This is a genomic window from Bradyrhizobium sp. JYMT SZCCT0428 (assembly GCF_018131075.1).
Classification (GTDB): domain Bacteria; phylum Pseudomonadota; class Alphaproteobacteria; order Rhizobiales; family Xanthobacteraceae; genus Bradyrhizobium.
In genome coordinates this window covers 12,826-39,513 of sequence record NZ_JAFCLS010000062.1, presented here as the reverse complement: position 1 = coordinate 39,513, position 26,688 = coordinate 12,826, and the positions used below count along the sequence as shown (strand labels likewise).

At 63.8% G+C, this 26,688-nt stretch carries 25 protein-coding genes; 9 read left to right on the top strand and 16 right to left on the bottom strand.

All coding sequences use genetic code 11. The features are described from left to right. Nucleotides 1–259 precede the first annotated feature (259 nt). The 5 genes from JQ575_RS38280 to JQ575_RS38260 all read left to right on the top strand — a co-directional run bounded on the left by JQ575_RS38280 (nt 260) and on the right by JQ575_RS38260 (nt 4,941). The gene (locus JQ575_RS38280) at nt 260–577 is read left to right on the top strand and encodes a helix-turn-helix transcriptional regulator (protein ID WP_212038354.1); all 318 of its coding nucleotides are present in this window, start codon (nt 260–262) and stop codon (nt 575–577) included. A 49-nt stretch (nt 578–626) separates the two neighbouring features. Further along, on the top strand, nt 627–1,991 hold the full coding sequence (locus JQ575_RS38275) for an NAD(P)-binding domain-containing protein (RefSeq protein WP_212038353.1): 1,365 nt from the start codon (nt 627–629) through the stop codon (nt 1,989–1,991). 52 nt (nt 1,992–2,043) lie between these two features. After that, nucleotides 2,044–3,213 (top strand): MFS transporter, encoded by a 1,170-nt coding sequence (locus JQ575_RS38270; protein WP_212038357.1) that lies wholly within the window; start codon nt 2,044–2,046, stop codon nt 3,211–3,213. 135 nt (nt 3,214–3,348) lie between these two features. Next, nucleotides 3,349–4,515, top strand: coding sequence for an MFS transporter (locus JQ575_RS38265; RefSeq protein ID WP_212038352.1), 1,167 nt, complete (start codon nt 3,349–3,351; stop codon nt 4,513–4,515). Nucleotides 4,516–4,524: 9 nt separating this feature from the next. Then, nucleotides 4,525–4,941, top strand: coding sequence for a RidA family protein (locus JQ575_RS38260; protein ID WP_212038351.1), 417 nt, complete (start codon nt 4,525–4,527; stop codon nt 4,939–4,941). A 4-nt stretch (nt 4,942–4,945) separates the two neighbouring features. Here JQ575_RS38260 and JQ575_RS38255 read toward each other — a convergent pair whose 3' ends face one another. Beyond that, a complete protein-coding gene (locus tag JQ575_RS38255; protein ID WP_249167174.1) occupies nt 4,946–5,836 on the bottom strand; it encodes a DMT family transporter in 891 nt (296 codons plus the stop codon). An 82-nt stretch (nt 5,837–5,918) separates the two neighbouring features. Here JQ575_RS38255 and JQ575_RS38250 point away from each other — a divergent pair, with 82 nt between their 5' ends. Further along, nucleotides 5,919–6,743 carry a helix-turn-helix domain-containing protein gene (locus tag JQ575_RS38250; RefSeq protein WP_212038350.1) on the top strand — a complete coding sequence of 275 codons (825 nt, stop codon included), beginning with the start codon at nt 5,919–5,921 and terminating at the stop codon, nt 6,741–6,743. A 57-nt stretch (nt 6,744–6,800) separates the two neighbouring features. Here the strand turns inward: JQ575_RS38250 and JQ575_RS38245 are convergent, their stop codons facing one another. Continuing rightward, nucleotides 6,801–8,033 carry an MFS transporter gene (locus JQ575_RS38245; protein WP_212038349.1) on the bottom strand — a complete coding sequence of 411 codons (1,233 nt, stop codon included), beginning with the start codon at nt 8,031–8,033 and terminating at the stop codon, nt 6,801–6,803. Between the two features lie 250 nt (nt 8,034–8,283). On the opposite strand from JQ575_RS38245, the gene JQ575_RS38240 reads away from it, so the two are divergent. Next, complete coding sequence (locus tag JQ575_RS38240) at nt 8,284–9,102, top strand: sulfurtransferase/chromate resistance protein (RefSeq protein WP_212038348.1); 819 nt, start codon at nt 8,284–8,286, stop codon at nt 9,100–9,102. Beyond that, nucleotides 9,102–10,505 carry a chromate efflux transporter gene (gene chrA / locus JQ575_RS38235; protein ID WP_212038347.1) on the top strand — a complete coding sequence of 468 codons (1,404 nt, stop codon included), beginning with the start codon at nt 9,102–9,104 and terminating at the stop codon, nt 10,503–10,505. Before JQ575_RS38240 ends, chrA begins: the two co-directional genes overlap by 1 nt. Nucleotides 10,506–10,526: 21 nt before the next feature. Here the strand turns inward: chrA and JQ575_RS38230 are convergent, their stop codons facing one another. The 14 genes from JQ575_RS38230 to rpoZ all read right to left on the bottom strand — a co-directional run bounded on the left by JQ575_RS38230 (nt 10,527) and on the right by rpoZ (nt 25,633). Then, on the bottom strand, nt 10,527–11,036 hold the full coding sequence (locus JQ575_RS38230; protein WP_409364873.1) for an NYN domain-containing protein: 510 nt from the start codon (nt 11,034–11,036) through the stop codon (nt 10,527–10,529). A gap of 352 nt (nt 11,037–11,388) precedes the next feature. Further along, nucleotides 11,389–12,324, bottom strand: a complete 936-nt coding sequence (locus JQ575_RS38225) for a cation diffusion facilitator family transporter (protein ID WP_212038345.1) — start codon at nt 12,322–12,324, stop codon at nt 11,389–11,391. 51 nt (nt 12,325–12,375) lie between these two features. Next, nucleotides 12,376–13,107 carry a hypothetical protein gene (locus tag JQ575_RS38220; protein WP_212038344.1) on the bottom strand — a complete coding sequence of 244 codons (732 nt, stop codon included), beginning with the start codon at nt 13,105–13,107 and terminating at the stop codon, nt 12,376–12,378. Then, nucleotides 13,089–14,375 (bottom strand): PQQ-binding-like beta-propeller repeat protein, encoded by a 1,287-nt coding sequence (locus tag JQ575_RS38215; RefSeq protein WP_212038343.1) that lies wholly within the window; start codon nt 14,373–14,375, stop codon nt 13,089–13,091. The genes JQ575_RS38220 and JQ575_RS38215 overlap by 19 nt, the downstream gene beginning before the upstream one ends. A 228-nt stretch (nt 14,376–14,603) precedes the next feature. Then, nucleotides 14,604–16,859, bottom strand: coding sequence for a DNA topoisomerase IV subunit A (gene parC, locus JQ575_RS38210; protein ID WP_212038342.1), 2,256 nt, complete (start codon nt 16,857–16,859; stop codon nt 14,604–14,606). Nucleotides 16,860–17,052: 193 nt separating this feature from the next. Continuing rightward, entirely contained in the window at nt 17,053–17,805 is a 753-nt protein-coding gene (recO, locus tag JQ575_RS38205) for a DNA repair protein RecO (RefSeq protein WP_212038341.1), read from the bottom strand. Between the two features lie 163 nt (nt 17,806–17,968). Further along, complete coding sequence (locus JQ575_RS38200; RefSeq protein ID WP_192733613.1) at nt 17,969–18,349, bottom strand: hypothetical protein; 381 nt, start codon at nt 18,347–18,349, stop codon at nt 17,969–17,971. Between the two features lie 207 nt (nt 18,350–18,556). Beyond that, nucleotides 18,557–19,471: a GTPase Era gene (gene era / locus JQ575_RS38195; protein WP_212038340.1), complete on the bottom strand. Its 915-nt coding sequence runs from the start codon at nt 19,469–19,471 to the stop codon at nt 18,557–18,559. Next, a complete protein-coding gene (gene rnc / locus JQ575_RS38190) occupies nt 19,461–20,285 on the bottom strand; it encodes a ribonuclease III (protein WP_212038339.1) in 825 nt (274 codons plus the stop codon). The genes era and rnc overlap by 11 nt, the downstream gene beginning before the upstream one ends. After that, the gene (gene lepB, locus JQ575_RS38185; RefSeq protein ID WP_212038338.1) at nt 20,282–21,040 is read right to left on the bottom strand and encodes a signal peptidase I; all 759 of its coding nucleotides are present in this window, start codon (nt 21,038–21,040) and stop codon (nt 20,282–20,284) included. The genes rnc and lepB overlap by 4 nt, the downstream gene beginning before the upstream one ends. A 317-nt stretch (nt 21,041–21,357) precedes the next feature. Next, a complete protein-coding gene (acpS, locus tag JQ575_RS38180) occupies nt 21,358–21,777 on the bottom strand; it encodes a holo-ACP synthase (protein WP_212038337.1) in 420 nt (139 codons plus the stop codon). Continuing rightward, on the bottom strand, nt 21,774–22,541 hold the full coding sequence (locus JQ575_RS38175) for a pyridoxine 5'-phosphate synthase (RefSeq protein WP_212038336.1): 768 nt from the start codon (nt 22,539–22,541) through the stop codon (nt 21,774–21,776). Before JQ575_RS38175 ends, acpS begins: the two co-directional genes overlap by 4 nt. A 110-nt stretch (nt 22,542–22,651) precedes the next feature. Then, nucleotides 22,652–24,913, bottom strand: a complete 2,262-nt coding sequence (locus tag JQ575_RS38170; protein ID WP_249167173.1) for a bifunctional (p)ppGpp synthetase/guanosine-3',5'-bis(diphosphate) 3'-pyrophosphohydrolase — start codon at nt 24,911–24,913, stop codon at nt 22,652–22,654. A gap of 327 nt (nt 24,914–25,240) precedes the next feature. After that, the gene (gene rpoZ, locus JQ575_RS38165) at nt 25,241–25,633 is read right to left on the bottom strand and encodes a DNA-directed RNA polymerase subunit omega (protein WP_074276225.1); all 393 of its coding nucleotides are present in this window, start codon (nt 25,631–25,633) and stop codon (nt 25,241–25,243) included. A gap of 349 nt (nt 25,634–25,982) precedes the next feature. On the opposite strand from rpoZ, the gene JQ575_RS38160 reads away from it, so the two are divergent. Beyond that, a complete protein-coding gene (locus JQ575_RS38160; RefSeq protein ID WP_212038334.1) occupies nt 25,983–26,615 on the top strand; it encodes an NYN domain-containing protein in 633 nt (210 codons plus the stop codon). The last annotated feature ends 73 nt before the right edge of the window (nt 26,616–26,688 follow it).

Here is a 26,688-nt window from a genome sequence, read left to right as displayed (position 1 = left end):
AACGACCTCCCATAAACCCCGCAACGCCCGCCTCGATCGCCTCATCTTAATCGAGGCACCAAGACTTACGACCCATACGCCAGGGAGAAGTTTTGCGAATGGTCTCCGCTACCAGCGAAAGATCACGCGGTATGGGTCCCCCGATGCGCAATTGCGCATCTGAGCTCAAGGCCGGGACATTGATGGAGGGACACGTAGCTATTTCCATAATTCTAGAAATATAGTTGACAACTCCGGATTCGGGCATCATTCTGCCGCCATGAAACTCGATGACGCCGCCGCACATTTGGAAGCCCTGGGCAATCCGACCCGGCTCAAAATCTATCGCGCTCTGGTTCGCGCCGGCGATGCCGGAATGCCGGTCGGCCGGCTCCAGGAAAAGCTCAAGATCGCCCCATCCACCCTTTCCCACCACATCAAGACGTTGATGGTCGTCGGTCTTATCGATCAGGTGCGGGAAGCAACCACACTCGTGTGCCATGCCAATTACGACGTGATGCGAGGACTGGTGGAGTTCCTGGTGGCGGAATGCTGCACCGGCAACGCCGAAAGCAAGGATGCCAAGACCGCGGCATGAATTTGCGCCGCCATCAATTTCGATATTTCTAGTTTGATGGGAGAACAGCATGAGCGAGGCAAAGTCCGTTGCGATCATCGGCGCCGGCCCGGTCGGCCTTGCCGCCGCCGCCCATGTGCTGGAGCGCGGGCTCCGGCCGATCGTGCTGGAAGCAGGCGACAGCGTCGGGCATTCCGTTCGCCAATGGGGCCATGTCCAGCTGTTCTCGCCGTGGGAGTACAACATCGACCGCGCCGCAGAGCGTCTGCTCGCGGCAACGGGGTGGAATTCGCCGGACCCGCAGCACTATCCGACCGGCGCGGAATTGCTGGAAGGCTATCTTGAACCGCTCGCGGCCAAGACCGCCCTCGCCGATCGCATCCACACGAAGAGCCGCGTCACCGACATCAGCCGCGCTGGTTTCGACAAGCTCAAGACCAAAGGACGCGAGTCCGCACCGTTCGAAATTCGTTATCAGAACGGGCAAGGCCCGAAGGTCGTGAAGGCTGACGCCGTGATCGACGCGTCAGGCACCTGGCATTCGCCCAATCCGGCGGGCGCCAACGGCCTGCCCGCCATCGGCGAGACGCAAGCCGCAAGCAAGATCGCCTACGGCATGCCCGATGTTCTCGGAAGAGATCGCGCGCGCTACGCCGGCAAGACCGTCGCCGTGCTCGGCGCCGGTCATTCGGCGATCGGCACGCTGACCGATCTCGCGTGGCTCGCCGCCGAGGTGCCGGAGACACGGCCGGTGTGGCTGTTGCGAGGCAATGATCCTGCCAAGGCCTTTGGCGGCGGCGCCAATGACAAGCTGGTTGCGCGCGGCGAGCTTGGCGCCGCCTTTGCGTCGCTGGTCGCCGCCGGCCGCATCAAGGTCGAGAGCGAGTTTCGGGTTTCGCACATCACGGCGGATGGCCCTCGCCTCACCGTCGCGACCAGCGCGGGCAGTTGCTGCCGTCAAATCGTCCTTGATGAGCTGATCGTTGCCACGGGCTTCCGGCCGGACCTGAATTTCGTGCGCGAGCTTCGCATCCAGCTTGATCCGGCGATCGAATGTCCGGTGGCGCTGGCGCCACTGATTGATCCGAACGAGCATAGCTGCGGCACCGTGCGACCCCACGGCGCGCGCGAACTGGCGCAGGCCGAACCCGGCTTCTATTTCGCCGGCATCAAGTCCTACGGCCGTGCACCGACCTTCCTGATGCTGACGGGCTATGAACAGGTCCGTTCGATTGCCGCCGATATTGCCGGCGATCACGCGGCGGCAGAGCGTGTCGAACTGGTGCTGCCCGAAACCGGCGTTTGCAGTCGCGCGGACGCGCCCGGCGCAAGCCAGTGCTGCGGCGGGCCGGCGCCATCGGGTGTTGACGCCTGTTGTGCCGAGGACGCAAATGCCAGGCAACAAGGCAAAACAGGATGCGGCTGCGCGTCCTGAACGAACCGGGGTGAAACACATTTCCTTAAACGGTCGATCCGTCATCGTCGCGATGTGCGTGGGGCAGCTCGGCAGCCTGCTTCCGCATGTCGTGGTGCCTTCCATTCTCGCGGCGTTCCTGATTCCGGAATGGCACCTGAGCGGCGCGCAGGCCGGCCTGCTCGCAGGCTCGGGCGCTGCGGGTTACATGTTGACCGTGCCGGTGCTGGCGACGCTGACCGACCGGATCGACGCGCGCAAGATTCTAATCGCCGGCTCTGCGGTCAGTGCAAGCGGTACATTGCTGTTCGGCCTCTTTGCCACCGGCCTCTGGTCCGGGGCGTTGTTCAACGCCATCGCGGGCGTCGGATTTGCGGGCGCTTACATGCCCGGCCTCAAGGCGTTGACCGATCGGCTTGCGCCGGGCGATTCATCGCGCGCGGTCACGTTCTACACGTCAAGCTTCTCGTTCGGCGTCGGACTGTCGTTCCTCATCTCGCAGCTCGTCGCGGAAGCCTGGGGTTGGCGCGCAGCCTTCCTGGTGACGGCGCTGGGCCCGCTGGTGATGCTTTCCGTGTGCTTCCTGCTGCAGCCGGTAACGCCGAAGCCCGCGCAGGGACGGCTGCTCGACTTTGCACCGGTGTTCCGCAACACCAGCGCGATGGGTTTCGTTCTCGGCTATGGCGCGCACTGCTTTGAACTTTACGGCATCCGAACCTGGCTGGTGGCGTTCTGGACGTTCGTGGCGGCGAGGAGCTCGGACGGCTCGATCCTGACCCCCGTCGTGGTCAGCGTGCTGTTCTCCGTGCTGGCGATGCCCGCAAGTATTCTCGGCAATGAATGCGCGATCAGGTTCGGCCGCCATCGCGCCATCACCGCCGTGATGTTCAGTTCTGCCGTCGTGGCGCTCTTGATCGGCGCGTTCGCCGACAAATCGCCATGGCTGCTGCTGCCGCTGATCCTGGCCTACGCCATCACCGTGCCCGCCGATTCCGGCGCGCTGACATCGGGGATGACGATGGCGGCGGACCCGAAATACCGCGGGGCGACGATGGCCGTGCATTCGACCGTCGGCTTCAGCCTTTCGGCTTTGGGCGCCTGGGCGCTTGGCGTCGCGCTGGATGCAGCAGGTGGGCCGTCGAGCGCCTCGGCCTGGACGGCGGCGTTTGCCGTTCTCGCGGCCGGTATTCTGCTTGGACCATTGGCACTCTACTGGTCGAGACGGACCACGGTTCAGGCATGAGTGCGACACAAGCCTGTTGCCACCTGGCGTCATGGCGCCTAGGTTTCCAAGTTGTCTATTATCATAGACAACTTGATTCCGGCCCGCTGGAACGACGGCAACGACAACAAGCAGGCGCAACGAAAAAGATAAGCCATGAGCGCACGCCCCCTCCCCATCATCATCGCGCTCGGCACCACGCAGACGCTGGCCTGGGCGTCGAGTTATTATTTGCCGGCCATTCTGGCCGACCCGATCTCACGCGATCTCGGCGTCTCCTCGAACTGGATATTTGCCGCCTTCTCGGCCGCATTGGTGCTCTCGGCTTTGCTCGGCCCGCGTGTCGGCCGGCAGATCGACCTGGTCGGCGGCCGGTCGGTGCTGTCGATGTCCAACATCGTATTCGCGGCAGGACTGACGCTGCTTGGGTTCAGCTACTCCATTCCGGTGCTGGCCATCGCATGGCTGCTGCTCGGCATCGGCATGGGCGCGGGCCTCTACGACGCGGCGTTCGCCGCGCTCGGGCGCATCTACGGCAATGAGGCGCGGCGCTCGATCACCGGCATCACGTTGCTCGCGGGTTTTGCGTCGACGGTCGGATGGCCGCTCTCGGCCTGGGGGCTGGAGACCATCGGCTGGCGCAACACCTGCTTTGCCTGGGCGGCGGCGCATATCCTGATCGGGTTGCCGATCAATTTGCTGATGCTGCCGGCGGTCAAGGGCGCCAAGGCTGCGGTGGCGAACGCCGTCAAGCCGCACATCGCGATCGACCGCACCATGATCCTGCTCGCCTTCGTGTTCGCCGCCGCCTGGACCGTGACAGGTGCAATGGCCGCCCATCTGCCGCGCATCATGGAAGCCGCGGGCGCCACCACCGCGCAGGCCGTGTTCGCCGGCGCCCTGCTCGGCCCGGCGCAGGTGGCGGCGCGTATTTTCGAGGCCGGCTTCCTCAGCCGCTTTCATCCGCTGGTCTCGACCAAGCTCGCATGTGTCACCAATCCGATCGGCGCGGCGATCCTCGCATTGGCCGGAGGCGGCGCGGCCAGCGTGTTCGCGATCTTCTACGGCGCCGGCAACGGCATCCTCACCATCGCGCGCGGCACGCTGCCGCTGGCGATCTTCGGCCCCCAGAATTACGGCTATCGCCTCGGCATCATCGGCGCACCGGCGCGGATGGCGCAGGCCGCTGCTCCATTGCTGTTCAGCCTCCTGATCGACATCATGGGCAGCCGCGTTCTCATCGTCTCCTCCGCGCTGAGCCTTGCGGCACTGCTCGCGCTGTTTATGGTGCGCAGCCATCCGCCCATGACAAAGCCATCATGAGGACCCACAATGGTAGATGACACGACGCCGTCGATCCGCCGCATCAATCCACCCGAACTCGGCACCCCGCCCGGCTATTCGCAGATCGTTGACGTCAGCCCGAACCGTCTCGTCTTCATCGCGGGCCAGACCGCGCTCGACCGCGACGGCAATGTGGTCGGCAAGAACGATTTTGCCGCGCAAGCGGACCGGGTGTTCGAAAACCTGACGACAGCGCTGCGGGCCAGCGGATGCACAGCCGCCAACCTGGTCAAACTCACGGTGTTCCTCACCGACATGGACAATCTCGGCCGCTACCGGGAGGCCCGCAACCGCTTCTTCGCCTCCGTCACGCCGCCGGCGGCGCCCGCGGTAACGCTGGTCGAGGTGTCGAAACTGTATGGACCCGATTTCCTGATCGAGATCGAGGCCATCGCCGCGGCGTGAGCCGTCACGCCTTCAACGGCTTACTCGCCGCCGATGTCGCGATCCAGATGCCGGCGAACACCGCGACCAGCCCGAGCACGAGGTTCGGCGTGATCGGCTCGCCGACCAGCTGCGTGGCGAGCAATCCCGCCGCCAGCGGATTGACGGTCATGGTGTTGGCCACGCGGGTCGGCGACGCCCGCTCCAGCGCCAGCACCCACAGGATGAACGCCAGCGCGCCACCGGCGATCCCGAGATAGAGGCCTGCGATCCATTGCGCCGTTCCGAACTGGCTCAAGACCGCGACGCTCCCGGTCAGGGAGCCCACCAGGATCAGAGCGGCGGCACCCGTGCCCATGCCGACGGTGAGGAAGCCGAGCGCGCTCGATCGCTGGATGAACGGACGGGACCAGACGTTGTAGAACGCCATGCACAGGACGGCCGCCGTCATGATCAGCTCGCCGCGCCACGCGCCCGCCGGCGCGCTCGAAAGCCCCGATGCCAGGGCTGCGAAGACGCCGAGCACGGCGACGCCGACGCCGATCGACTTCCGCTTCGTCAACGGCTCGATGCCGAGCAAGGCGCCGACCACCATGGTGTGCAACGGCAGTGTCGCGAGCGCGAGGCTGGCGCGCGCAGCCGTCGTATAGGACATCGCGATGTTGTAGAGCACGAAGAACACGCCGAAGAAGCAGAAGCCCAGTGCGGCGACGGCGGGCCAATCCCGTCGCTGCGGCCAGCGCGCCTTCAGGAGCAGCGCGGCCGGCAGCACGCAGCAAAAGCCGATGCCCCAGCGCAGGATCGCCATCGTGACCGGATCGGTATTGCCGGCGAGATAGCGCGTGATCGCCGCCGCAGTCCCGCCGAGGGAGCTTGATACCAATGCAATTGCGACACCGACCCATTCGCCGCCCAATGCCTGTCTCCCGTGTCTTGCCAAGCTTGCTTGTGGCATCTTGCCGGTAAGCCGGATTTCGGCAACTACCTGGCAGGTACTCATGGCGCTCCAGCAGGACTTTTCGGCAAACCTCCGCTGGTGGCGGCGGAAACGAGGCCTGTCCCAACTCGAACTCGCCGGACGTACCGAAATTTCGCAACGGCATCTGAGCTTCCTCGAACTCGGCCGCGCAGCGCCGAGCCGGGACATGGTGATACGGCTTGCCATCGCCCTCGACGTGCCGCTGCGCCAGCACAATTCGCTGCTGATCGCGGCAGGCTTTGCGCCGGTATGGCGGCAGACCAACCTCGCCGCGCCCGAGTTCGGCCAAATCCGCACTGCGCTCGATTTCATGCTGGCCCAGCAGGAGCCGTTTCCTGCCGTTGCGGTCGATCGGCACTGGAATCTGCTGCAGAGCAATTCCGGAACCGTTCGGCTGGTCGAATTCCTGGTCGGGCCACTCCCGCCGGACACGCCGATCAATCTGGCCGACGCGCTGGTTGCCCCTGATGTGCTGCGGCCGCATTTGGTGAACTGGGTCGAAGTCGTCGGCTATTTCATCCGAAGCGTGGAAGCTGACGCTGCCGCCGACGGATCAGCCGAGACCGCAGCGCTTCTCAAACGATTGCTCGCGTATGAAGGCGTGCAGGCCGCGGTCCACGCGCCCCCCGCCGAACTGGCTATCTCGCCAGTCCTTCCCATGCATTTCCGCAAGGACGGAATCGATCTGCGGCTGTTTACGACCATCGCCACGCTGGGCATTCCGCAGGACATTACGCTGCAGGAACTTCGCATCGAAAATTTCTTCCCCCTGGATGACACCACCGCCCGGATCCTGCGCGGCTGGGCCGAAGACGCGGCTAACGTACGATCCGTAGCGGAATAACCCCAGCCATTCGCGCGATACCTTCTGCCTGATGGCGGCATTTGTCAGCAGCGCAATCTAATCCCGGGCACTCTCCTCCGGCGGCTTGATGTGGCGGAACGAGAACAGCAGCGCGAGGTCGTAGCCGATCTTGAGCGCGCCGCAGACCACCAGCGGCAGGCCGGAGAATGCCGTCATCAGCAGCGCGCCTGAGATCGCCGGGCTAATCGCGGACGCAAGGCTGCGCGGCACGGCGGTGACGCTGGCGGCGGCGGGACGTTCCGCCGGCGTCACCACCGCCATAACGTAGGACGTGCGGGTCGGTACGTCCATTTGCGACAGCGCCGAGCGCAGCAACAGTAAGCCCAGCGCCAGATACAGATTGGGCGAGAACGCCGCCAGGATCAGGAACACGCTGGAGGGGATGTGCGTGAACACCATGGTGTTGACGAGGCCGATACGCCTGGCGAGCCAGGCCGCGACCGGATAGGAGAAGGCGCTCAGCGTGCTCGACCAGAAGAAGAACAAGCCCGCCGCGGATAGTGAAAGATCGAAGCGCTCGAACAGCCACAGCACCAGCAACGACTGCGCGACGAAACCGCCGGCGAACGCATCGATGCTGAACAGCGCGGCGAGGTTGTAGACGGTGCCGCGCGAAGGCCCGAGCGGCGTCTGCGGCGCCCGCTCCTCGCCGCGTGTATGCGGAACGCGACGATAGAGCGCGGCGCAGAGAATACCGAGCGCGGCGTAGGCATAGAACATCAGGCGGAATGCACCGAGCTGGGAGTTGCCGCCGGCAACGAGAAAATCAGGCAGCGACGCCGCCAATGATCCCGCCGCGGTGGCGAGCGCCCCGATCAGGCTGTAGCGGGCAAATATCTGCGTGCGGCGCTCATCCGTCGCGCTGTGCGCCAGCACGGCGTGCTCAAGTGGCACCAGCACGCCGAGGTCGCCGCCTGACGGATTGATGGTGCCGATAAAGGCGACCAGCACGATCAGGACGAAGTGCTCGACGCCCGGGAACGCAATCCCGGTGGCCGCCATCAGGCCGGCGCCGAACATCAATAGCGGCCGCAGATCATGGCGGGGGGCGATCCAGCCGACGATCAAGGTCAGCAGCGCGGTTCCCAGCAGCGACGCAGTAGCAACGATGCCGACCGCGATGGCGTCGTAACCCAGCAGCGTCATGTAAGCCGGCAGGATAATGATCGCAAAACCGTCGCCGAATCCGCGCAAGCCCCGCGCGACATAGAGCAGCGTGATGAGCGAATTTGCCGACGAGACGTTCGATTCCGAGGGGATGCTGGCCATCGATCCATGCTTTCATGCGCAACTCGACACGTCGAGCGGTGCGCAGAGCTTGGACGGCGGACCGTCTGACGGGGAGCCTGCTTTGTCCCCGATGCGAAACAGGCTAGGTCGGAATCTGCACCGGCGCAAGGTTGCAAGGTTGACAGCCGAACCGGCAAGCGGTTAATTCGGCGCATGGGGACGCTGCGATCTCCCCACGAGGCGACATGCCCAAGTATCGCGCCCGTTTTCTCTTGACGAGGGCGCAACCATGTCATCCTACACCACGATATCTCCAGATAAACTTGCACGGTTGATCGGCACGGCGAACATGCCTGTCCTGATCGACGTCCGTACCGACGAGGATTTCGCCGCCGACCCGCGGCTGATTCCCGGCGCGGTCAGGCGCAGCCATCAGGACGCCGCTAGTTGGGGCGAGGAGTTCTCCGGCCGTCCCGCCATCGTGGCTTGCCTGCGCGGCCAGAAGCTCGCGCAAGGCACCGCCGCCTGGCTACGGCATCTCGACGTGTCGGCCGAAACGCTCGAAGGCGGCTTTGAAGGCTGGAAGGCCGCAAAGCTGCCGCTGGTGCCGGCCGCAAAGCTGCCCGCGCGCGATGCGCGAGGCCGCACCGTCTGGGTCACCCGGGCGCGGCCGAAGATCGACCGCATCGCCTGCCCCTGGCTAATTCGCAGATTTGTCGATCCAAACGCGGTGTTCCTGTTCGTTGCACCGTCCGAAGTGCTCGCGGTCGGCGAGCGCTTTGACGCGGCGCCGTTCGACGTCGAGAACGTGTTCTGGAGCCACCGCGGTGAAAACTGCACCTTCGATGTGATGGTCGAGGAATTTGACCTGGCAACGCCGGCTCTGCTGCGGCTGGCAACCATGGTCCGCGCCGCCGATACCGGCCGGCTCGACCTTTCGCCGGAAGCACCCGGGCTGCTGGCCGCCTCGCTCGGCCTGTCGCGGATGTTCGACGATGATCTCGAGCAATTGGAGGCCGGCATCACGTTGTATGACGCCTTCTATCGCTGGTGCCGCGATGCGACCGGCGAAACCCACAACTGGCCGACCAACAAGGCGAAGTCGTAATGGACGCAACGATCAACAAGACAGCCGAAGCCGGTGCCACCAGCGAATACGCGCATGGCATCAGCTTCGGCGAGGCGTTCCGGGTCTGGCTGCGGGTGGCGTGTTTGAGTTTCGGCGGGCCCGCCGGCCAGATCGCGGTGATGCATCGCATTCTAGTCGAGGAAAAGAACTGGATCTCGGAGAGCCGGTTTTTGCATGCGCTGAATTACTGCATGCTGCTGCCTGGGCCGGAGGCGCAGCAGCTTGCCACCTATATCGGCTGGCTGCTGCACCGGACCGCCGGCGGCATCATGGCCGGCGGCCTGTTCATCTTGCCCGGCATCATCGCCATCATGGGGCTGAGCTATATCTACGCGGCCTATGGCAATGTCGGCTTCGTCGAGGCGGTGTTTTTCGGGCTGAAAGCGGCGGTGCTCGCCATCGTCGTGCAGGCGGTGGTGCGGGTCGGCAAACGCGCGTTGCGCAACCGGCTCATGATCGCGCTGGCGGGCATCGCCTTTGTCGCGATCTTTTTCTTCAACGTCCCCTTCCCGATCATCATCATCGCCGCCGGCGTCATCGGCTATCTCGGCGCCCGGAGCGGCCGGCCGGAATTCGCCGCGGTCGAACATGGCGGTGGCGGCAAGAAAACAGCCGTTGTCGACAGCCTGCTCGGCGAGGAGTTGCCCGAGCATGTCCGCCCGAGCGTCGCCAAGGCGCTGAAAGTCAGTTCGGTCTGGCTGCTGCTTTGGCTGGTGCCGGTAGCCGCGCTGCTGATCGCGTTCGGTCAGGACAATGTGTTCAGCCAGATCGCGCTGTTCTTCTCGAAGATGGCGATGGTGACGTTCGGCGGCGCTTACGCCGTGCTGGCCTATGTGGCGCAGCAGGCGGTCGAACACTATCACTGGGTGCAGCCGCGCGAGATGCTGGACGGTCTCGGCATGGCCGAGACCACGCCGGGCCCGCTGATCATGGTGCTGCAGTTCGTCGGCTTCATGGCCGCCTTTCGCGATCCGGGCACGTTGCCGCCGATGATGGCAGCGACGCTCGGCGGATTGCTGGCGACCTGGGTCACCTTCATGCCCTGCTTCCTCTGGATCTTCCTCGGCGCGCCCTTCATCGAGACCCTGCGCGGCAACAAGGGGCTTGCGGGCGCGCTAACCGCAATCACTGCCGCGGTGGTCGGCGTGATCCTCAATCTGTCGATCTGGTTCGCGCTGCATACGCTGTTCCGGCAGACCACGCCGGTTCGATCGCTCGGGCTGTCGTTCGACATGCCCGTGCTGTCGAGCATCGATATCGCCGCCTTCGTGCTGTCTGCTGCGGCGGCGACCGCGATCTTCCGCCTAAACATCGGCATGCTCTGGGTGCTGGCGGGGTCCTGCGCGGCGGGCGTGGCGTTGCGGCTGACGGGGCTGATTTGAGGACGGCGCTGACGTCTGAAGTCAGGCTGGCTCCCGGCCGATTCTGGTTTGCAGTTCGGCAATGTCGATGAACCCGTCCGCCTGACGACGCAATTCTTCGGCAGCGATCGGCGGCTGGCTCGAAATCGTCGAGGCAATGGTGACACGGAGACCCCGCCGCTGCAGCGATTCAACCAGCGGGCGGAAAGCGCCATTCCCGGAGAACAGCACGATTTCGTCAAGATGCACGGCAAGCTCCATCGCGTCGACCGTGAGTTCGATATCCAGGCTGCTTCTGATCCTGCGGCGACCACCGGCGTCGGCGAGCTCTTTCGACACCTTGGTAATGACGGTGTAGCCGTTGTAACCAAGCCAGTCGATCAAAGGGCGGATCGAGGGGAATTCCTGATCCTCACTGACAGGCGTGTAGTACAATGCCCGCAACAACGAACCGCGGCCCTCAAACTCCATGAGCAGGCGCTTGAAGTCGATATCAAAACCGAGCGCCCTGGCGGTTGCGTGAAGATTGGGGCCATCGATGAAGATCGCCACTCGGCCGGGCACAGATCGCAACATATGACTGTCCTTGAATCGAGAAACAATCGGCTGGTTCAGGCCAACCGGTCACCGGCTTCCCGTTCACATGCCTCTTCAACGTTTCGCCTTGAAACCATGTCGTCGAACGCAGCGATGTCCGCACGCACCTTGGCCCGCTCGCCTGCTTTGAAACCTGAGAGATGCCGCAGCAAAAATCGCGCAACCGAAAGCAGCCGGCTCGAAGCGGCAAGGCATCTCTAGCAGATAGCCCGCGTCCGACTTGCGATCGTGCGCCAATTATTTGATTTTCTGCGCCAGGATGGCCCCTCGCGGCGTACAAACCGCAAACGGACCGAGGCAGATCGCCTTACACCCGCTCCGCTGGCGCCAGCTTGCAGACCGCGCCGCTGGATTCGATCTGCAGCGTGGCGTGGTGAATGTTGAACCGGTGCGACAGCTCTTCGCAGACCCGATGCAGGAATGCGTCGTCGCTGCCGTCAGGCCGCACCAGATGCGCCGTCAGCGCGGTCTCGTTGGTGCTCATGGCCCAGATGTGGAGGTCATGCACTTCGGAGACGCCATCGAGTGCGCCGAGATAGTCCCTGACCTTTGCCAGCTCGATGCCGCGCGGCACGCCGTCGAGCGCGAGATTGACGCTGTCGCGCGCCAGCCCCCACCCGCTGACGAGCACCACACCGGCGATGGCAAGACTGATCGCGGGATCGACCCACAGCCATCCCGTGAACATGATCACCAGGGCCGCGACCACCACGCCAAATGACACGCCGGCATCGGCGGCCATGTGCAGATAGGCACCGCGAACATTGAGATCGCCATGGCGGCCGCGCATGAACAACAGGGCCGTGCCGCCATTGATGGCGATGCCGAGTGCGGCGACCGCCACGACGGTCCTGCCGGCCACCGGCGCAGGTTCCTGCAGGCGATTGATCGCCTCGACGATGATGCCGCCGACCGCGACCAGCAGAAGGCCGGCGTTGAACAGCGCTGCGAGGATCGAGGCCCGCCGGTAGCCATAGGTATGCCGCTGGGTCGGTTGCTTCTGCGCGAGCCACGCCCCGCCCCAGGCCAGCAGCAGCGCGATCACGTCGGAGAGATTGTGAACGGCATCCGAAATCAGCGCCAGCGAATTGGCGGCATAGCCGAAGACCAGCTCGGCGGCGACGAACGCCGCATTGAGCGATGCGCCGACGGCAAATGCCCATCCGAAACTGTCGGGCGCATGGCTGTGCCCGGCGTGGTCACGTTCATGGGAATGGTCGTGGTGGTGGTGTGCGTGCGCCATGCCGGATTTATAGCGCGCGGAAATGCGAATACTATCACAGCGCCCTGCCCGTCAGAGCGAGACCGCGATCAATTCCTCTACCAGAGGACCGCCTCCGACCGGAAACACGACGAACTGCTTGCCGCCGGCCATATAGGTGATCGGCGCGCCGACGGCGTTGGCCGGCACCGCGATCTCTGCCAGCATCTCGCCCGAGGTCTTGTCGTAGACCCACAGATGCGGACTGAAATTGTTGAGATCGGCGATCCGACGCGTTCCACCCGCAGGCAGTCGCGGCGCGCCGAAATAGCCTGACTGTACAACGATCATCACCGTTTTCGTGATCAGCGCCCAGCTGCGTGCAGGAAATCCCAGCCGCTCACGTATGCCCAAGGCTTGAATGGTCGGAATAAGCTCGGCACGCCCGATCGGTATCCGCCAGCGATGTTCGCCGCTGTTCATATCGATGGCAAGCATGCTGCCGAATGGCGGCTTGAGCAGCGGCAAGCCACGCGGCCCGGACAGGTAACGGAATTCGCCGATAAAGTCGTAGCGCGACTCCGCCGGCGCTGGCCTGCGAACGGTGACCACAAACGGCAGCCGGTAGGTGCCGACATAGAGCATGCCGGTGTCCGGATCGATCGCGGCACCAGCCCAGTTGCCGCCGCCGGCGACGCCGGGTACCTGGATGGTGCCTCGTTCCGACGGCGGGGTGAACAGCGGACCGTGATCGTATTTCGCCACGATGTCTCTTGCCTCCTGACGGAGTTCAGGCGTGAAATCGATCAAGTCTTCGTCGCGCACGCCCTGAAGGTCGATCGGTCCGGCCTCGTCGGAAAGGGCTGGGTCTTCGATGCAAGTTCACCGGGAACGGTCGAAGCCGGCACCGGCTGCTCCTCGATCGGCCATACCGGCTGGCCGGTGACGCGATCGAATACGTAGACGAACGCCTGCTTGGTCACCTGCGCCACCGCCTTGACCGCTTTGCCGCCGACTGTGACGTCGATCAGAGTTGGCGCTGCCGGGGTGTCGTAATCCCACAATCCATGATGCACGAGCTGGTAGTGCCAAACCTTTCTGCCGGTGGCTGCTTCGAGGCACACGATGCTGTCACCGTAAAGCCCGTCACCGGGACGATGGCCGCCATAGTAATCGTTGGTCGGCGTGCTCACCGGCAGATAGACATAGCCGAGCTCTTCATCCGCGCTCATCGGCGCCCAGACATTGGCGTTACCCGCCTCGCGCCACGAATCCCGTTGCCAGGTCTCGACGCCGGCCTCTTCGCCCTGCGGCACGGTGTGGAAGGTCCAGAGTAGCCGGCCGGTCACGACATCGAAGCCCCGTACGTCGCCGGGCGGCGACGGGCTTTTCCGCCACCAATCCATGACAGACGATCCAACCACGATGACGCCGCGTACGATCACCGGTGGTGAACTCATGGTGTAGTAGTCGCGATCGACCTCGCGGCGCAGACCCTGCGTGAGATCGATCCGGCCGTCATTGCCGAAGCCCGGCACCGGCTTTCCGGTCTTCGCATCCAGCGCGATCATCTGCGCAAATGCCGTGAGCATGATGATGCGCTCGTCTTCGCCATTGCGCCAATAGGCGACGCCGCGATGCAGCCAGCCGTCATTGGCGGGCATGCCGAGTCCGTTTTCGTAAACCTTGGGATCAAACACCCATTTGGTTTCGCCGGTGACGGCGTCGACGGCGGCAACCTGTGACAGCGACGTCGAGGTGTAAAGCACGCCCCCAACCATCAGCGGCGTCGATTCATGGGCGCGGGTCGGGCCGACGGACGGATTGGCTTCCTTGACCGCCATGTCCGGCGACTTCCAGCGCCAGGCGACATGCAGGTTTTTCGCGTTGGTCCGCTCGATCTGCGTGAGGGGCGAATAGCGCGACGCGGCGTAGGTCCCGGCATAGGCCGGCCATTCTCCTTGCGACAATGCCTTGGCCGATTGAGGCAGCGCACCGGGGATGGGCTGAGCGTTGAGCAAAGACGGCATGGCGAGCATCAGGACTGCTCCGCCGATCGTTGCGATGAGTCGTTGCCATTCCGCTTTGCGCAATGCCGCCTCCCCTTTTTTGGAGAGCATCGGCGAGAACCCTGATGCAGTCAAAGGGCATCCAGCAAAACCGCGAGCGGATCACGAAACCGTAATCCGCCGCCAAGACGTGGATGCCCGGCACCCGTCTCCGCCAAGGCTTCGACGAGGCCACCAGTCGCTGGCCCGCCGGAGCTTTACCGAAGGCGGCAAGGCCGGGCATGACGACGTTTGGTATAGCCCGTCCCCGCCCTACTCCACGCCCCGCAGGAACTTGTTCGACTTCGGCAGGCCGTGCGCGAGGCGGCCGGCGTCGGCGCGGTTGCCGCGCCAATCGGCCAGTTCTTTCCAGCTCATGCTCTGGTCGCGGCCGGCGGAATCTTTCCAGTTCAGCCCCGCCTTGGACTCGAATACCGCGACGTCGGATAGTTTCGCGCTGGTGTATTTCTGCAGCCGCACGCCGCGGCCACGCGCCATCTCCGGCACCTGGTCAAGCGGGAACAGCACCATCTTGTGGTTGGTGCCGATCACGGCGACGGTGTCGCCGGCGACGGTCGTGATCGCGCAGGCCTCGTTCGGCATTTCGACGTTGAGCACCTGCTTGCCCTTGCGGGTATTGCCGACGCAATCGTCCTCGTTGACGATGAAGCCCTGCCCTTCGAGGCTTGCGATCAGGAATTTGCGGCCGCCCTTGTTGACGAACAGCGACACGATCGCGGTTTCCGGCTCCATGTCGATGAACATGCGGATCGCCTCGCCATGACCGCGGCCGCCCGGCAGCTTTGCGACGTCGAGCGAATAGAATTTTCCGTTGGTCGCGAACACCAGCAGCTTCGAGGTGGTCTCGGCAAAGAATGCGTGCTCGAGCTTGTCGTCGGTCTTGAAGGCGAGCCCTGAAATATCCTCGACATGGCCCTTGAGCGTGCGCACCCAGCCCTTTTCGGAGATCACCACCGTGCACGGCTCGCGCTCGACAAAGGCCTCCTCGATCGCGGCCAGATCGTGCTCGGGCGCATCCGCGAAGGTGGTGCGGCGCTTGCCGAGCGGCGTCTTCGGCCCGAACATGTCGCGGACCTTGCGGACCTGGTCGCCGACCTTGGACCATTGCTCGGCCTCGGAGCCGAGCAGCGACTTGATGCCCTTCAATTCGGCCCGAAGGTTCTTGTCCTCGGTGCGGATCTCGAATTCCTCGAGCTTGCGCAAACGGCGCAGCCGCATGTCGAGGATGGCGTCGGCCTGGACCTCGGTCAGCTTGAACGCCTTCATCAACTCAGGCTTCGGTTCATCCTCGGTGCGGATGATCTTGATCACCTTGTCGATGTTCAGATAGGCGATCAAATAGCCGCCGAGCACTTCCAGCCGGTTCTCGATCTGGGTCTTGCGGTAGTTCGAGCGGCGCAGCAGCACGTCGCGCAGATGATCGAGCCATTCGCGCAGGCATTCGGCAAGGCCCACCACTTTCGGGATCTTGCCCTTGATCAGCACGTTGAGGTTCAGCGAAATCTTGCTTTCGAGCTCGGTCAGCCGGAACAGCGATTCCATCATCAGCGCGGGATCAACGGCGCGGGATTTCGGCTCGATCACGAGGCGGACGTCTTCGGCGGATTCGTCCCTGACGTCGCCGACCAGCGGCAGCTTCTTCTCGTTGAGCAGTTCGGCGATCTTCTCCACCAGCCGGGATTTCTGTACCAGCCACGGGATCTCGGTGATCACAACGACCCAGGTGCCCCGCGCCCCCTCTTCCTGGGTCCATCGCGCGCGGGTGCGGAACGAGCCGCGCCCGGTCATGTAGGCCTCAGCGATCGCTTCCTTGGAATCGACGACGATGCCGCCGGTCGGGAAATCCGGCCCCTTGACCCATTTCAGCAGCGACTTCGATTTGGCGTCGGGCTTGTCGATCAGATGCAGTGCGGCGTCGCACAGCTCGGCGGCGTTGTGCGGCGGAATCGACGTCGCCATGCCGACCGCGATGCCCTGCGAGCCGTTGGCGAGCAGGTTCGGGAAGCCGCCCGGCATCACCACCGGCTCTTTGGTCTGGCCGTCGTAATTGGGACGGAACTCGACGCCGTCCTCGTCGATGCCCTCCAGCAGCAGCTGCGCCACCGCGGTCATTCGCGCTTCGGTGTAACGATAGGCGGCCGGGTTATCGCCGTCGATATTTCCGAAATTGCCCTGGCCGTCGACCAGCGGGTAGCGCGAGGAGAAATCCTGCGCCAAGCGCACCATGGCGTCGTAGATCGCCTGGTCGCCATGCGGATGGAACGAGCCCATCACGTCGCCGACGATTTTGGCGGATTTCTTGAAAGCCGTGCCGGGGTCGAGGCGCAGCAGCCGCATGCCGTAAAGGATGCGCCGATGCACCGGCTTCAGGCCGTCGCGGCCGTCGGGCAGCGCGCGGTGCATGATGGTCGAAAGCGCATAGGTGAGATAGCGCTCTTCCAGCGCATCCCGCAGCATGACTTCATGGATTTCGGCCGGCTCTTCCGGCGGTAATGTTCGTTTTCCCATGGGGACGAGTTAAACTTTTGGGCTGACTCGGGCAAGCTGCGAATCGGGGCAACACCATTTCAGCGTCGTCCCGGCGAAGGCCGGGACCCATAACCACAGGTGTTTTTGAAAGAAATCGACTGGAGCCACGGTTCTTATCGATAAGCCGCGGCGTATGGATCCCGGCTCAAGGCCGGGACGACGGGCCCTGCCGTCAGACCGCGGAACTGATTCGTGCCCGGTATTTGGTCACCGCGTTGATGAATCCATCGCGGGCGTCGGAATGGCCCTGCCCGCGCGGCTCCAGCACGTGGCGGAGCAGGAACATGCCGGTCAACCGGAAGCCGTCCTGCAGGTCCTGGTCCGACCAGCCATTCGTCCCGCCCTCGCCTTCACGCAAAAATGCCGGCAGCGGCAGCAGCCGGTCGCGGTAAGGCTCGCCGGCGCGCCGCGACACCGCGCCGCCGGATTTCGGCGACACGTAGATCAATTCCGTTGTCTCGCCGGTCGCGGCGCAGTTTTCCAGGTCGAGGCCGAAGCCGAGTTCGGCCAGCATCGCGAGCTCAAACCGGATCAGATGCGCCGCGGCGCCGCCGACATCGTCGAAATCGTCCAGCGTGCGCTCGAACATCTCGTAGATGTCCTCGTGCGGGTCGCGCTCCGGCAACAGCCGCACCAGCGAGGCCAGATGGGTGACGCCATAGGTGGCATGCGCCGACGCCAGCAAGGTCGCCGCGCGCAGCCGCGTGCCCTCGATGGCGTAATACCCGAGATGCTCGTCGAGCCGCGCCCGCCACACCGTGGTGACGCTGTTGCCGGGCTGCAGCAGCGGCCGCATCCGCTTACCCGCACCGCCGCGCACCAGGCCGAGGTGTCGGCCATGGCTGCGCGTCAAGAGTTCGACAATGGCGGAAGATTCGCCATGCCGCCGCACCCCCAGCACGATGCCTTCGTCGGTCCATTCCATGGGCGGGAGTTTACAGGATTCCGGTAAGGCGGGCAGCTATCTCGCGCTCGTCATTCCGGGATGCTCCGAAGGACCAGACCTCAGGTGCGCAATTGCGCACCGGGGAATCTCGAGATTCCGGGTTCGATGCTTTCGCATCGCCCCGGAATGACAGCTTCAATCACTAAGCGTTGAACCAGCCCACCGCATCCCCGGTGAAGGAAAAATACAGCCCCGCCGTCGTCAGCGCGCAGGACACCACCTCGATGGCGCTGTCGAGTTGCAGGCCGTTCGCGCCGATCACCTGCGCCAGCGAGATCACCGACAGCACCAGCGCTGCGGCCAGCACCCAGCGCGGCCAGTTCTTGCGCTCCCGCGCCGCGAGCCGGACGAAATAGACCAGCAGCAGGATCAGGCCGGCCGCCATCAGGGTCGCGACCATGATCATCTGTTCGGTCATGTCGGCTTTCGGCGTGCGGTCCTGGAACGCGACCGACACCGCATCCAACGTCAGCGACAGATAGAGCAGCACTTCAAACCAAACTACGTTCCTGGGCAGGGTCATCGGACTTCCAATTCCGTCATTGTCTGCAACAAACGCGAAGCGTTTGTTCAAGGGAGCAAAGCGACGAAGCAATCCATTTTCTCAACGCGGGAGGTGGATTGCTTCGCGGAGCCTGTCATCGGGCGGCGCTTCGCGCCGACCCGTTGGCTCTCATGCACAAACGCTCCGCGTTTGTTGCAGACAATGACGATCGCATACATTGCCGAACTATTCCTTCGGGAATTCAATTCCCATTTCGCGGTAGCGCTCCGGGTCGTCACCCCAGTTCTCGCGCACTTTGACGAACAGGAACAGATGCACGGGCTGGCCCAGTATCTCGGCGATCTCTTTGCGGGAATCCGCGCCGATCGACTTGATGGTGGCGCCGCCCTTGCCGAGGACGATTTTGCGCTGGCTCTCGCGCTCGACAAAGATGGTCTGCTCGATGCGGACCGATTTGTCCTTGCGCTCGGTCCAGCTGTCGGTCTCGACGGTGGACTGATACGGCAGCTCCTGGTGCAGCTGGCGGTAGATCTTCTCGCGCGTAATCTCGGCCGCCAGATGCCGCATCGGCGCGTCCGACATCTGGTCTTCGGGATAGTGAAACGGGCCTGCCGGCACCATTTTGGCGAGTTCGGCGCGCAGATCGTCGACGCCGTCGCCCGACAGCGCCGAGATCATGAAAGTATGTTCGAACTTCATGCGGTCATTGGCGGCCTGCGCCAGCGCCAGCAACTTCTCGCGCGGGATCAGATCGATCTTGTTCAGCACCAGAATTTTCGGATGCTGCACGCTCGCAAGCCGGCTCAGGATCGCGTCCGCCTCTTCATCCATGCCGGCTTTGGCATCGAGCAGCACGCAGACCAGATCGGCGTCATGCGCCCCGCTCCAGGCGGTCGATACCATGGCGCGGTCGAGCCGCCGTTTCGGCGCGAAGATGCCGGGCGTATCGACCAGGATGATCTGCGCGTTGTTCTCGATCACGATGCCGCGGATCAGCGCCCGCGTGGTCTGCACCTTGCGCGACACGATCGTGACCTTGGAGCCGACCAACGCGTTGACCAGGGTAGACTTGCCGACATTGGGCGCGCCGATCAGCGCGACGAAGCCGCAAGCGGTCTGGGCCGGAGATTCAGCTGTCATTGCCACCACCGCCGACGCCTTCACGCTCGATCATCACGGACGCCGCAACCTTCTCGGCCGCGCGCTTGCTGCCGCCGACGCCCTCGGCCGGCTCGAGGCCCGGCAGCTCCACGGAAACGCGGAACTGCGGATCGTGATGCGGCCCGGTGCGCTCGACCTCGCGATAGACCGGCGTCGGCATCCCCTTGCTCTGCGCCCATTCCTGCAACACCGTCTTGGGATCGCGCAGCGGCCGGCGCGGCTTGCGCATCCGTTCGGTCCAGTTGCGCTCGACGAATTGGGCGGCAGCACTATAGCCGCCGTCGAGAAAGATCGCCCCGATCACCGCTTCGCAGATGTCGCCGAGCACGGACTTGCGCAATCGGGCGCTGGCGCTGGCGCCGACCTGGCCGAGCTTGATGTCGTCGACCAGCCCTAGCGACTTGGCGACGTCGGCGCAGCTTTCCTTGCGCACGAGATCGGCGAGGCGTTTTGACAGCTCGCCCTCGTCGGCGTTCGGAAAGGCGCGGTACAGCATGTCGGACACGATCAGCCCGAGCACATGATCGCCGAGAAATTCGAGGCGCTGGTAGCTTTCGGCGCGATTGCGCGCGGGTTTTAGCGCGGACACATGCGTGAACGCTGATGTCAGGAGGTTGGGATCGCCGAACTTGTGGCCGATGCGCGCCTCGAGTGCAGCAGCCGCGGCCTTGGCCGATTCCTTGGCCGAGCCCCTGCCGCGCTTCTTCTTGGGCGCAGGTTCGCCACCGGCATCAGGCTGCGGGCTCTCGCCCTGTGGCGGGGTATTCCTGATGACGGGCGTTTCGTCGTTCATCGCACGATTGAAAAAATGCGATTCCAGCGCACCGCGGTCGGCCAGCGCCAGAACATCCAGGCATGTTCGCCCTCGGCAATGGAGAAGAAGATCATTTGCGCCCGGCCGACGATGTTTTCGAACGGCACATAGCCCACCGCCGACAACACGCGGCTGTCGGTCGAATTGTCCCGGTTGTCGCCCATCATGAAGAAATGGCCGGCCGGCACGGTATAGATGGTGGTGTTGTCGTAGAAGCCGTTGTCGACGCAATCGAGCGACTCATAGGAGACGCCGTTCGGCAGGGTTTCCTTCCAGCGCTTGACGCGCGCGGTGGCGTCCGAGCCGCACGGGTCCTCACCGATGAAATCGCTCAGGCGCTCGCGCTTGATCGGGGCGTCGTTGATGTAGAGCAGTCCCTCGCGCATCTGGATGCGGTCGCCCGGCAGGCCGATCACGCGCTTGATGTAATCGGTGGAATCGTCCTTCGGCAGGCGGAACACGACGATATCGCCGCGCGACGGCTCCGAACCGAAAATGCGGCCCGAGAACAATGGCGGCGACAGCGGGATCGAGTAGTGGCTATAGCCGTACGAATATTTCGAGACGAACAAATAGTCGCCGACCAGGAGCGTCGCCTTCATCGATCCCGAGGGAATGTTGAAGGGCTGGAACAGGAAGGTGCGTATCACGAGCGCGATCAGGAGGGCGTGGATGACGACACGGATGGTTTCGCCCAAGCCGCTTTCAGTTTTTGTCCCGGATGTCACGCTCATCGCTTTCCCAATTCCCGCAAGGCTGCTTCAAGCAAGGCAAGTATTAAACAGAGGCTTGGCCTGCACGGTGGCAGAACGTTTTCCTCACGCGAATCGAACAGTTCCGTTCGCGTCAAGAAAATGGTCTTCGATACTGATGTTAAAGGCAAATTCCGGCGCAAAACCCGAATTCGCCCTGGCTCGGTAGTGTCGCAGCGGCGTTTTAGACGGTTGTTCGCGGCCGTGCAATCAAGCGCCTCGATAAAACTTCGTAATCCATTGATAAATCAATGTTTTTTAGTTTTATGTCGGTCCCCCGGCGCGAACGCCCGCCTGCCCTATGATTTGCCCGGAACGACCGCCGAAATTATGACGAAGGCCTGCGCCAGCGGCCAGTCATCGGTGATGGAAAGGTCGATCCGGGCCTCCAACCCCTCCGGCGTCAGTTTCTCGAGCCGGGACAGCGCCCCGCCGGTCAGCTTCATGGTGGGACGGCCGCCCGGCAGGTTCACCACCCCCATATCCCGCCACCAGACGCCCTGGCGGATGCCGGTGCCGAGCGCCTTGGAACAGGCCTCCTTGGCCGCGAACCTTTTGGCATAGGTCGCGACCACCATCTTCTCGTTGTTGGCGCGGCGCGCGGCCTTGGCGCGCTCGGCGTCGGTGAAGATGCGCTCGAGGAAGCGCTCGCCATGGCGTTCGATCACCTTGGCAACCCGCGTGATGTCGATCAGGTCGGAGCCGATGCCGATGATCATGTCGGAGCCACGCTGCGCTGGCGCCCGCGGTCCATCGCCGCCCGCATGCTGCGGACGGTTTCGCCGAGGCCGACGAACAGCGCCTCCCCCATCATGAAGTAGCCGATGTTGAGTTCGGCGAGTTCGGGCAGAGCGGCGATTGTCTCGGCCGTGTCGTAGTCGAGGCCGTGGCCGGCATGAACCTCAAGCCCGGCGGCGCGCGCCAGCTTCGCGCCCGCGACAATGCGCTGCCATTCCGCCTCGGCCTTGGCGGCATGGCCATCCACCACCGCGTCGCACCAGCCGCCGGTATGGATTTCGATCACCGGCGCCCGGAGGCGCGCGGCCATCTCGATCTGGGCGGGATCGGCGGCGATGAACAGCGACACCCGGATGCCGGCATCGTTCAGGCGCGCGATGAACGGCGCCAGCGCATTGTGCTGGCCGACCACGTCAAGCCCGCCTTCGGTAGTGAGCTCTTCGCGGCGCTCGGGAACCAGGCAGACCGCGTGCGGCCTGGTCGCCAGCGAAATCCGCAGCATGTCCTCGGTCGCCGCCATCTCGAAATTCAGCGGTTTTGAGATTTCGGCCTTGAGGCGCGCCATGTCGGTGTCGCGGATATGGCGGCGGTCTTCGCGCAGATGCGCGGTGATGCCGTCGGCCCCCGCCTCGATCGCGGTCAGCGCGGCGCGCACCGGATCCGGCCGCGCGCCGCCCCGTGCATTACGCAAGGTAGCGACGTGATCGACATTGACCCCGAGGCGCAGCGGAAGAGCTTTCGGCATATTTCGACTCGCGACCAAGATTTCCAACTGTCATGCGCGGGCTCGACCCGCGCATCCATCTTCTTGAGAACGATGGATTGCCGGGTCAAGCCCGGCAATGACAAAATGACTTACCCATTAACACGCTCGACCCGTGCGACGACGGCCTTGGCGCGCAACTGGGCGATGATAGCGCTGAGATGCTTCAGGTCATAGACCTCGAGATCGATGGTCAGCTCGGTGAAATCGGGGGAGCGGCGCGACATGCTGATATTGTCGATATTGCCGTCATGCTCGGCGATCACGGTGGCGACCTGGGCAAGGCTGCCGGGCTCGTTGACATTGTGCACGAGAATCCGCGCCGGAAAACGTTGCGGCATGGTCTCGTCGACGTCCCAGCGCACGTCGAGCCAGCGCTCCGGCTCTTCCTCGAAATCCTTGAGCGCCGGCGACTGGATCGGATAGATCGTGATCCCCTCACCCGGCGAGACGATGCCGACGATGCGGTCGCCCGGCACCGCGCCGCCGTTCGGGGCGAACTTGACCGGCAGGTCGGAATTGAGGCCGCGCACCGGGATCACCGACGCGCTGCGCGCCGGATGCGGCGGCGATTTCAGCTTCAGCTTGTCCGCGAGGCTTCGCTTGGCCCCGTAACGCACCATCCGCTCTTCCTTGTAGTCCGGATACATCGCCCGCGCGACGTCGGACGCCTTCAGTTCGCCGCGCCCGACGGAGGCCATCACGTCTTCGATCGAGGCGCGCGCCAGCCGGGGCAGCGCGCCCTTCAGCTTGTCATCGGCGTATTCGATCTTGGCGCGGGCAAACAGGCGGTCGACGATACGGCGGCCAAGCCCGGCATATTGATCGCGCACCGCGGTCCGGGTGGCGCGGCGGATCGCCGCCCGCGCCTTGCCGGTGACCGCGAGCGACTCCCAGGCCGACGGCGGCGCCGACTGCGCCTGCGAGGTCAGGACCTCGACCTCGTCGCCGTTCTGCAATTCCGACGACAATGGCGCGAACTTGCCGTTGATCTTGCAGCCGACCGCGCTGTTGCCGACGTCGGTATGCACCGCATAGGCGAAATCGATGACGTTGGCCTGACGCGGCAGCGCGATCAGCTTGCCCTTCGGCGTGAAGCAGAACACCTGGTCGTGGAACAGCTCGAGCTTGGTGTGTTCCAGGAACTCTTCCGGATTGGCGCTTTCGGACAGGATGCCGACGGTGTGACGGAGCCAGGCAAAGGCGTTGGACTCGTGCTTGAGCCGCTCGGTCGGGGAGCCCTCCCCCTCCTTGTAGAACGCATGCGCCGCAATGCCGAATTCGGCGATCTGGTTCATCTCCTCGGTGCGGATCTGCAATTCGACGCGCTGCTGGCCGGGACCGATCACGGTGGTGTGGAGCGAACGATAGTCGTTCTGCTTCGGCGTCGAGATGTAGTCCTTGAAGCGCCCCGGCACCACCGGCCAGGTGGTATGGACGACGCCGAGCGCGCGATAGCAGGATTCGACGTCCCCCATCACGACGCGGAAACCGTAGATATCGGACAATTGTTCGAAGCCGACCGACTTGCGCTCCATCTTGGTCCAGATCGAAAACGGCTGCTTGCGGCGGCCATAGACCCGCGCGGTGATGCCGTTCTTCTGCAAATTCTTCGACAGCTGACTTTCGATCTCGCCGATCAGATTGCGGTTGCGCTCGGCCAGTGCGTCGAGCCGCTGCATCACCACCGCATAGGCTTCGGGATCGAGCGTGTGGAACGACAGGTCCTCGAGCTCTTCGCGCATCTCCTGCATGCCCATGCGGCCGGCGAGCGGTGCATAGATGTCGAGCGTCTCCTCGGCGATCCTGCGGCGCGAGGCGTGCGGCACGAATTCCAGGGTCCGCATGTTGTGCAGGCGGTCGGCGAGCTTGATCAGCAGCACGCGGACGTCGTCGGCGATCGCCAGCAGCAGCTTGCGCAGGTTCTCGGCCTGCTTGGCCTCGCGCGAAACCAGTTCCAGCCGCTTCAGTTTGGTGAGGCCCTCTACCAGCGCACCGATCTCGTGGCCGAACACGTTGTCAATCTCGGCGCGCGTCGCCTCGGTGTCCTCGATGGTGTCGTGCAGCAGCGCCGCGACGATGGTGGCATCATCGAGCTTGAGGCCGGTGAGGATCGCCGCGACCTCGAGCGGATGCGAGAAATAAGGATCGCCCGATGCACGGGTCTGGGTGCCGTGCGCCTTCATGGCGTAGACATAGGCGCGATTGAGCAGGTCTTCATCGGTGTCCGGATTGTACGAGCGGACACGCTCGACCAGATCGTATTGCCGCATCATGCGCGAGCGGGGGGATTTGGGCCGCTCCACCGCCGGCAAGGCTGGCGCCACCGCGACCGAATCGGTCGCAGCCTGCATTTGCCGGGATATGCGGCGCCAGAACGCCATCGAATCACTGCCTCATCCGCGCGCCGAGCTCGGCCCGCTGCAAGAATGCCTCACGAACACTAATGCGATTTCGAGCGAAGCTGCACCCCATTGGGGGTCAGCGAACGATCAATTTCGCATGGCTTGGGACGATTTGTGATGCCGAACCCGGCCAAGCTGCGGCCAACCCGGTTCAGGCGATCTCGCACCCATCCGCCAAGCACGCATCGTACCTGAAAAAATGTCAACAAAAGCAAAGGCCCGGACGAATGTCCGGGCCTTTGTCAGATCAGGGTGTTCGACGTCCCGTTGCCGGGTCTATTCGTCCTCTTCGGGCTGCTCTTCCGGCGGCGCCAAGCCCTCGAGGCCCTTCAGGAGCTCTTCCTCGGTCATGCGCTCGACCGCGACCTCGGTGTCGTCGGCATCGACGCTGGCGCCGGCCGAGCCGATCAAGGGCACGGTATCGGGCTCGGGTTCATCGACTTCGACGAATTTCTGCAGGGAATGAACCAGTTCCTCGCGCAGGTCTTCCGGGGAGATCGAGGAGTCGGCGATTTCCCGCAGCGAAACGACCGGATTCTTGTCGTTGTCGCGGTCAACTGTGAGTTGTGATCCGGACGAGATCATACGGGCGCGATGTGCTGCCAGCAGGACCAGGTCGAACCGGTTGTCGACCTTATCAATGCAATCTTCCACGGTGACGCGCGCCATAGACTGTCGCTCCGTTAAATGGGGCCCAATATGTCGGTTATGGGGGCTAGTTATAGGGGCGGATGGGGTTTCGCAAGACTAAATTTGTGATTTGCCTTCTTAATGGGCTCTGGTAACCATCCCCGGGGCCAGAAGGGCCGGAGCGTCCGAAGACGGCGGGACACCGTTCGGGACAAGTATTCTCTCCTTACAACGTCAAAAGACTAGGTATTTCGCCCTCGCCTCACCATAATTGCAGTGGTGATTGTCGTGGGGAAAGGTTCACCGAACTTTAGGCAGCTGAACTGGAAAGTGCGCGCGGTCGATTCCCGCTGCGCTAAAAACGTAACAACAACGCGAGAACCCTTTGATGTCACCCGTTTCCAACAAGATCGCGCTCTTCATCGACGGCGCCAATCTCTATGCAACCGCAAAGACACTCGGCTTCGACATCGACTACAAGCGCCTTCTCAAGGAATTCCAGAGTCGCGGTACGCTAGTGCGGGCGTTCTACTACACGGCGATCATCGAGGATCAGGAATACTCATCGATCCGTCCTTTGATCGACTGGCTCGACTATAACGGCTACACCGTCGTCACCAAGGCGACCAAGGAATTCATAGACGCCAGCGGCCGCCGCAAGGTGAAGGGCAATATGGACATCGAGCTCGCCGTCGATGCCATGGAGCTCGCCGAGCACGTCGATCAGATCGTGCTGTTCTCCGGCGACGGCGATTTTCGCTCCCTGGTTGAAGCGGTGCAGCGGCGCGGCGTTCGCGTCACGGTGGTGTCGACGATTTCGAGCCAGCCGCCGATGATCGCCGACGAATTGCGCCGCCAGGCCGACGTCTTCACCGACCTGGTCGAACTGCAATCCAAGCTCGGCCGCGATCCCTCGGAGCGCCCCGCTCCGCGCGAGCCGCGTCATCACGCACCGCAATTCCTGCAGCGCGCCACCACCATGGCGCCGCGTTCCGCCGGCGACGACGATTTCGAAGATTGAGAATGATCCGCTGCACTGCTAGAGCCCGGTTCTGGAATCAGAACCGGGCTTTTGTTTTTGTCGCGACGTCCTG

What these genes read in the sequence shown, in the direction of transcription:
- JQ575_RS38280 (WP_212038354.1), top strand. Translation starts at nt 260, where the DNA reads ATGAAACTCGATGACGCCGCCGCACATTTGGAAGCCCTGGGCAATCCG.
- JQ575_RS38275 (WP_212038353.1), top strand. Translation starts at nt 627, where the DNA reads ATGAGCGAGGCAAAGTCCGTTGCGATCATCGGCGCCGGCCCGGTCGGC.
- JQ575_RS38270 (WP_212038357.1), top strand. Translation starts at nt 2,044, where the DNA reads ATGTGCGTGGGGCAGCTCGGCAGCCTGCTTCCGCATGTCGTGGTGCCT.
- JQ575_RS38265 (WP_212038352.1), top strand. Translation starts at nt 3,349, where the DNA reads ATGAGCGCACGCCCCCTCCCCATCATCATCGCGCTCGGCACCACGCAG.
- JQ575_RS38260 (WP_212038351.1), top strand. Translation starts at nt 4,525, where the DNA reads ATGGTAGATGACACGACGCCGTCGATCCGCCGCATCAATCCACCCGAA.
- JQ575_RS38250 (WP_212038350.1), top strand. Translation starts at nt 5,919, where the DNA reads ATGGCGCTCCAGCAGGACTTTTCGGCAAACCTCCGCTGGTGGCGGCGG.
- JQ575_RS38245 (WP_212038349.1), bottom strand. Translation starts at nt 8,033, where the DNA reads ATGGCCAGCATCCCCTCGGAATCGAACGTCTCGTCGGCAAATTCGCTC.
- JQ575_RS38240 (WP_212038348.1), top strand. Translation starts at nt 8,284, where the DNA reads ATGTCATCCTACACCACGATATCTCCAGATAAACTTGCACGGTTGATC.
- chrA (WP_212038347.1), top strand. Translation starts at nt 9,102, where the DNA reads ATGGACGCAACGATCAACAAGACAGCCGAAGCCGGTGCCACCAGCGAA.
- JQ575_RS38225 (WP_212038345.1), bottom strand. Translation starts at nt 12,324, where the DNA reads ATGGCGCACGCACACCACCACCACGACCATTCCCATGAACGTGACCAC.
- parC (WP_212038342.1), bottom strand. Translation starts at nt 16,859, where the DNA reads ATGGGAAAACGAACATTACCGCCGGAAGAGCCGGCCGAAATCCATGAA.
- recO (WP_212038341.1), bottom strand. Translation starts at nt 17,805, where the DNA reads ATGGAATGGACCGACGAAGGCATCGTGCTGGGGGTGCGGCGGCATGGC.
- JQ575_RS38200 (WP_192733613.1), bottom strand. Translation starts at nt 18,349, where the DNA reads ATGACCCTGCCCAGGAACGTAGTTTGGTTTGAAGTGCTGCTCTATCTG.
- era (WP_212038340.1), bottom strand. Translation starts at nt 19,471, where the DNA reads ATGACAGCTGAATCTCCGGCCCAGACCGCTTGCGGCTTCGTCGCGCTG.
- rnc (WP_212038339.1), bottom strand. Translation starts at nt 20,285, where the DNA reads ATGAACGACGAAACGCCCGTCATCAGGAATACCCCGCCACAGGGCGAG.
- lepB (WP_212038338.1), bottom strand. Translation starts at nt 21,040, where the DNA reads ATGAGCGTGACATCCGGGACAAAAACTGAAAGCGGCTTGGGCGAAACC.
- acpS (WP_212038337.1), bottom strand. Translation starts at nt 21,777, where the DNA reads ATGATCATCGGCATCGGCTCCGACCTGATCGACATCACGCGGGTTGCC.
- JQ575_RS38175 (WP_212038336.1), bottom strand. Translation starts at nt 22,541, where the DNA reads ATGCCGAAAGCTCTTCCGCTGCGCCTCGGGGTCAATGTCGATCACGTC.
- JQ575_RS38170 (WP_249167173.1), bottom strand. Translation starts at nt 24,913, where the DNA reads ATGCAGGCTGCGACCGATTCGGTCGCGGTGGCGCCAGCCTTGCCGGCG.
- rpoZ (WP_074276225.1), bottom strand. Translation starts at nt 25,633, where the DNA reads ATGGCGCGCGTCACCGTGGAAGATTGCATTGATAAGGTCGACAACCGG.
- JQ575_RS38160 (WP_212038334.1), top strand. Translation starts at nt 25,983, where the DNA reads ATGTCACCCGTTTCCAACAAGATCGCGCTCTTCATCGACGGCGCCAAT.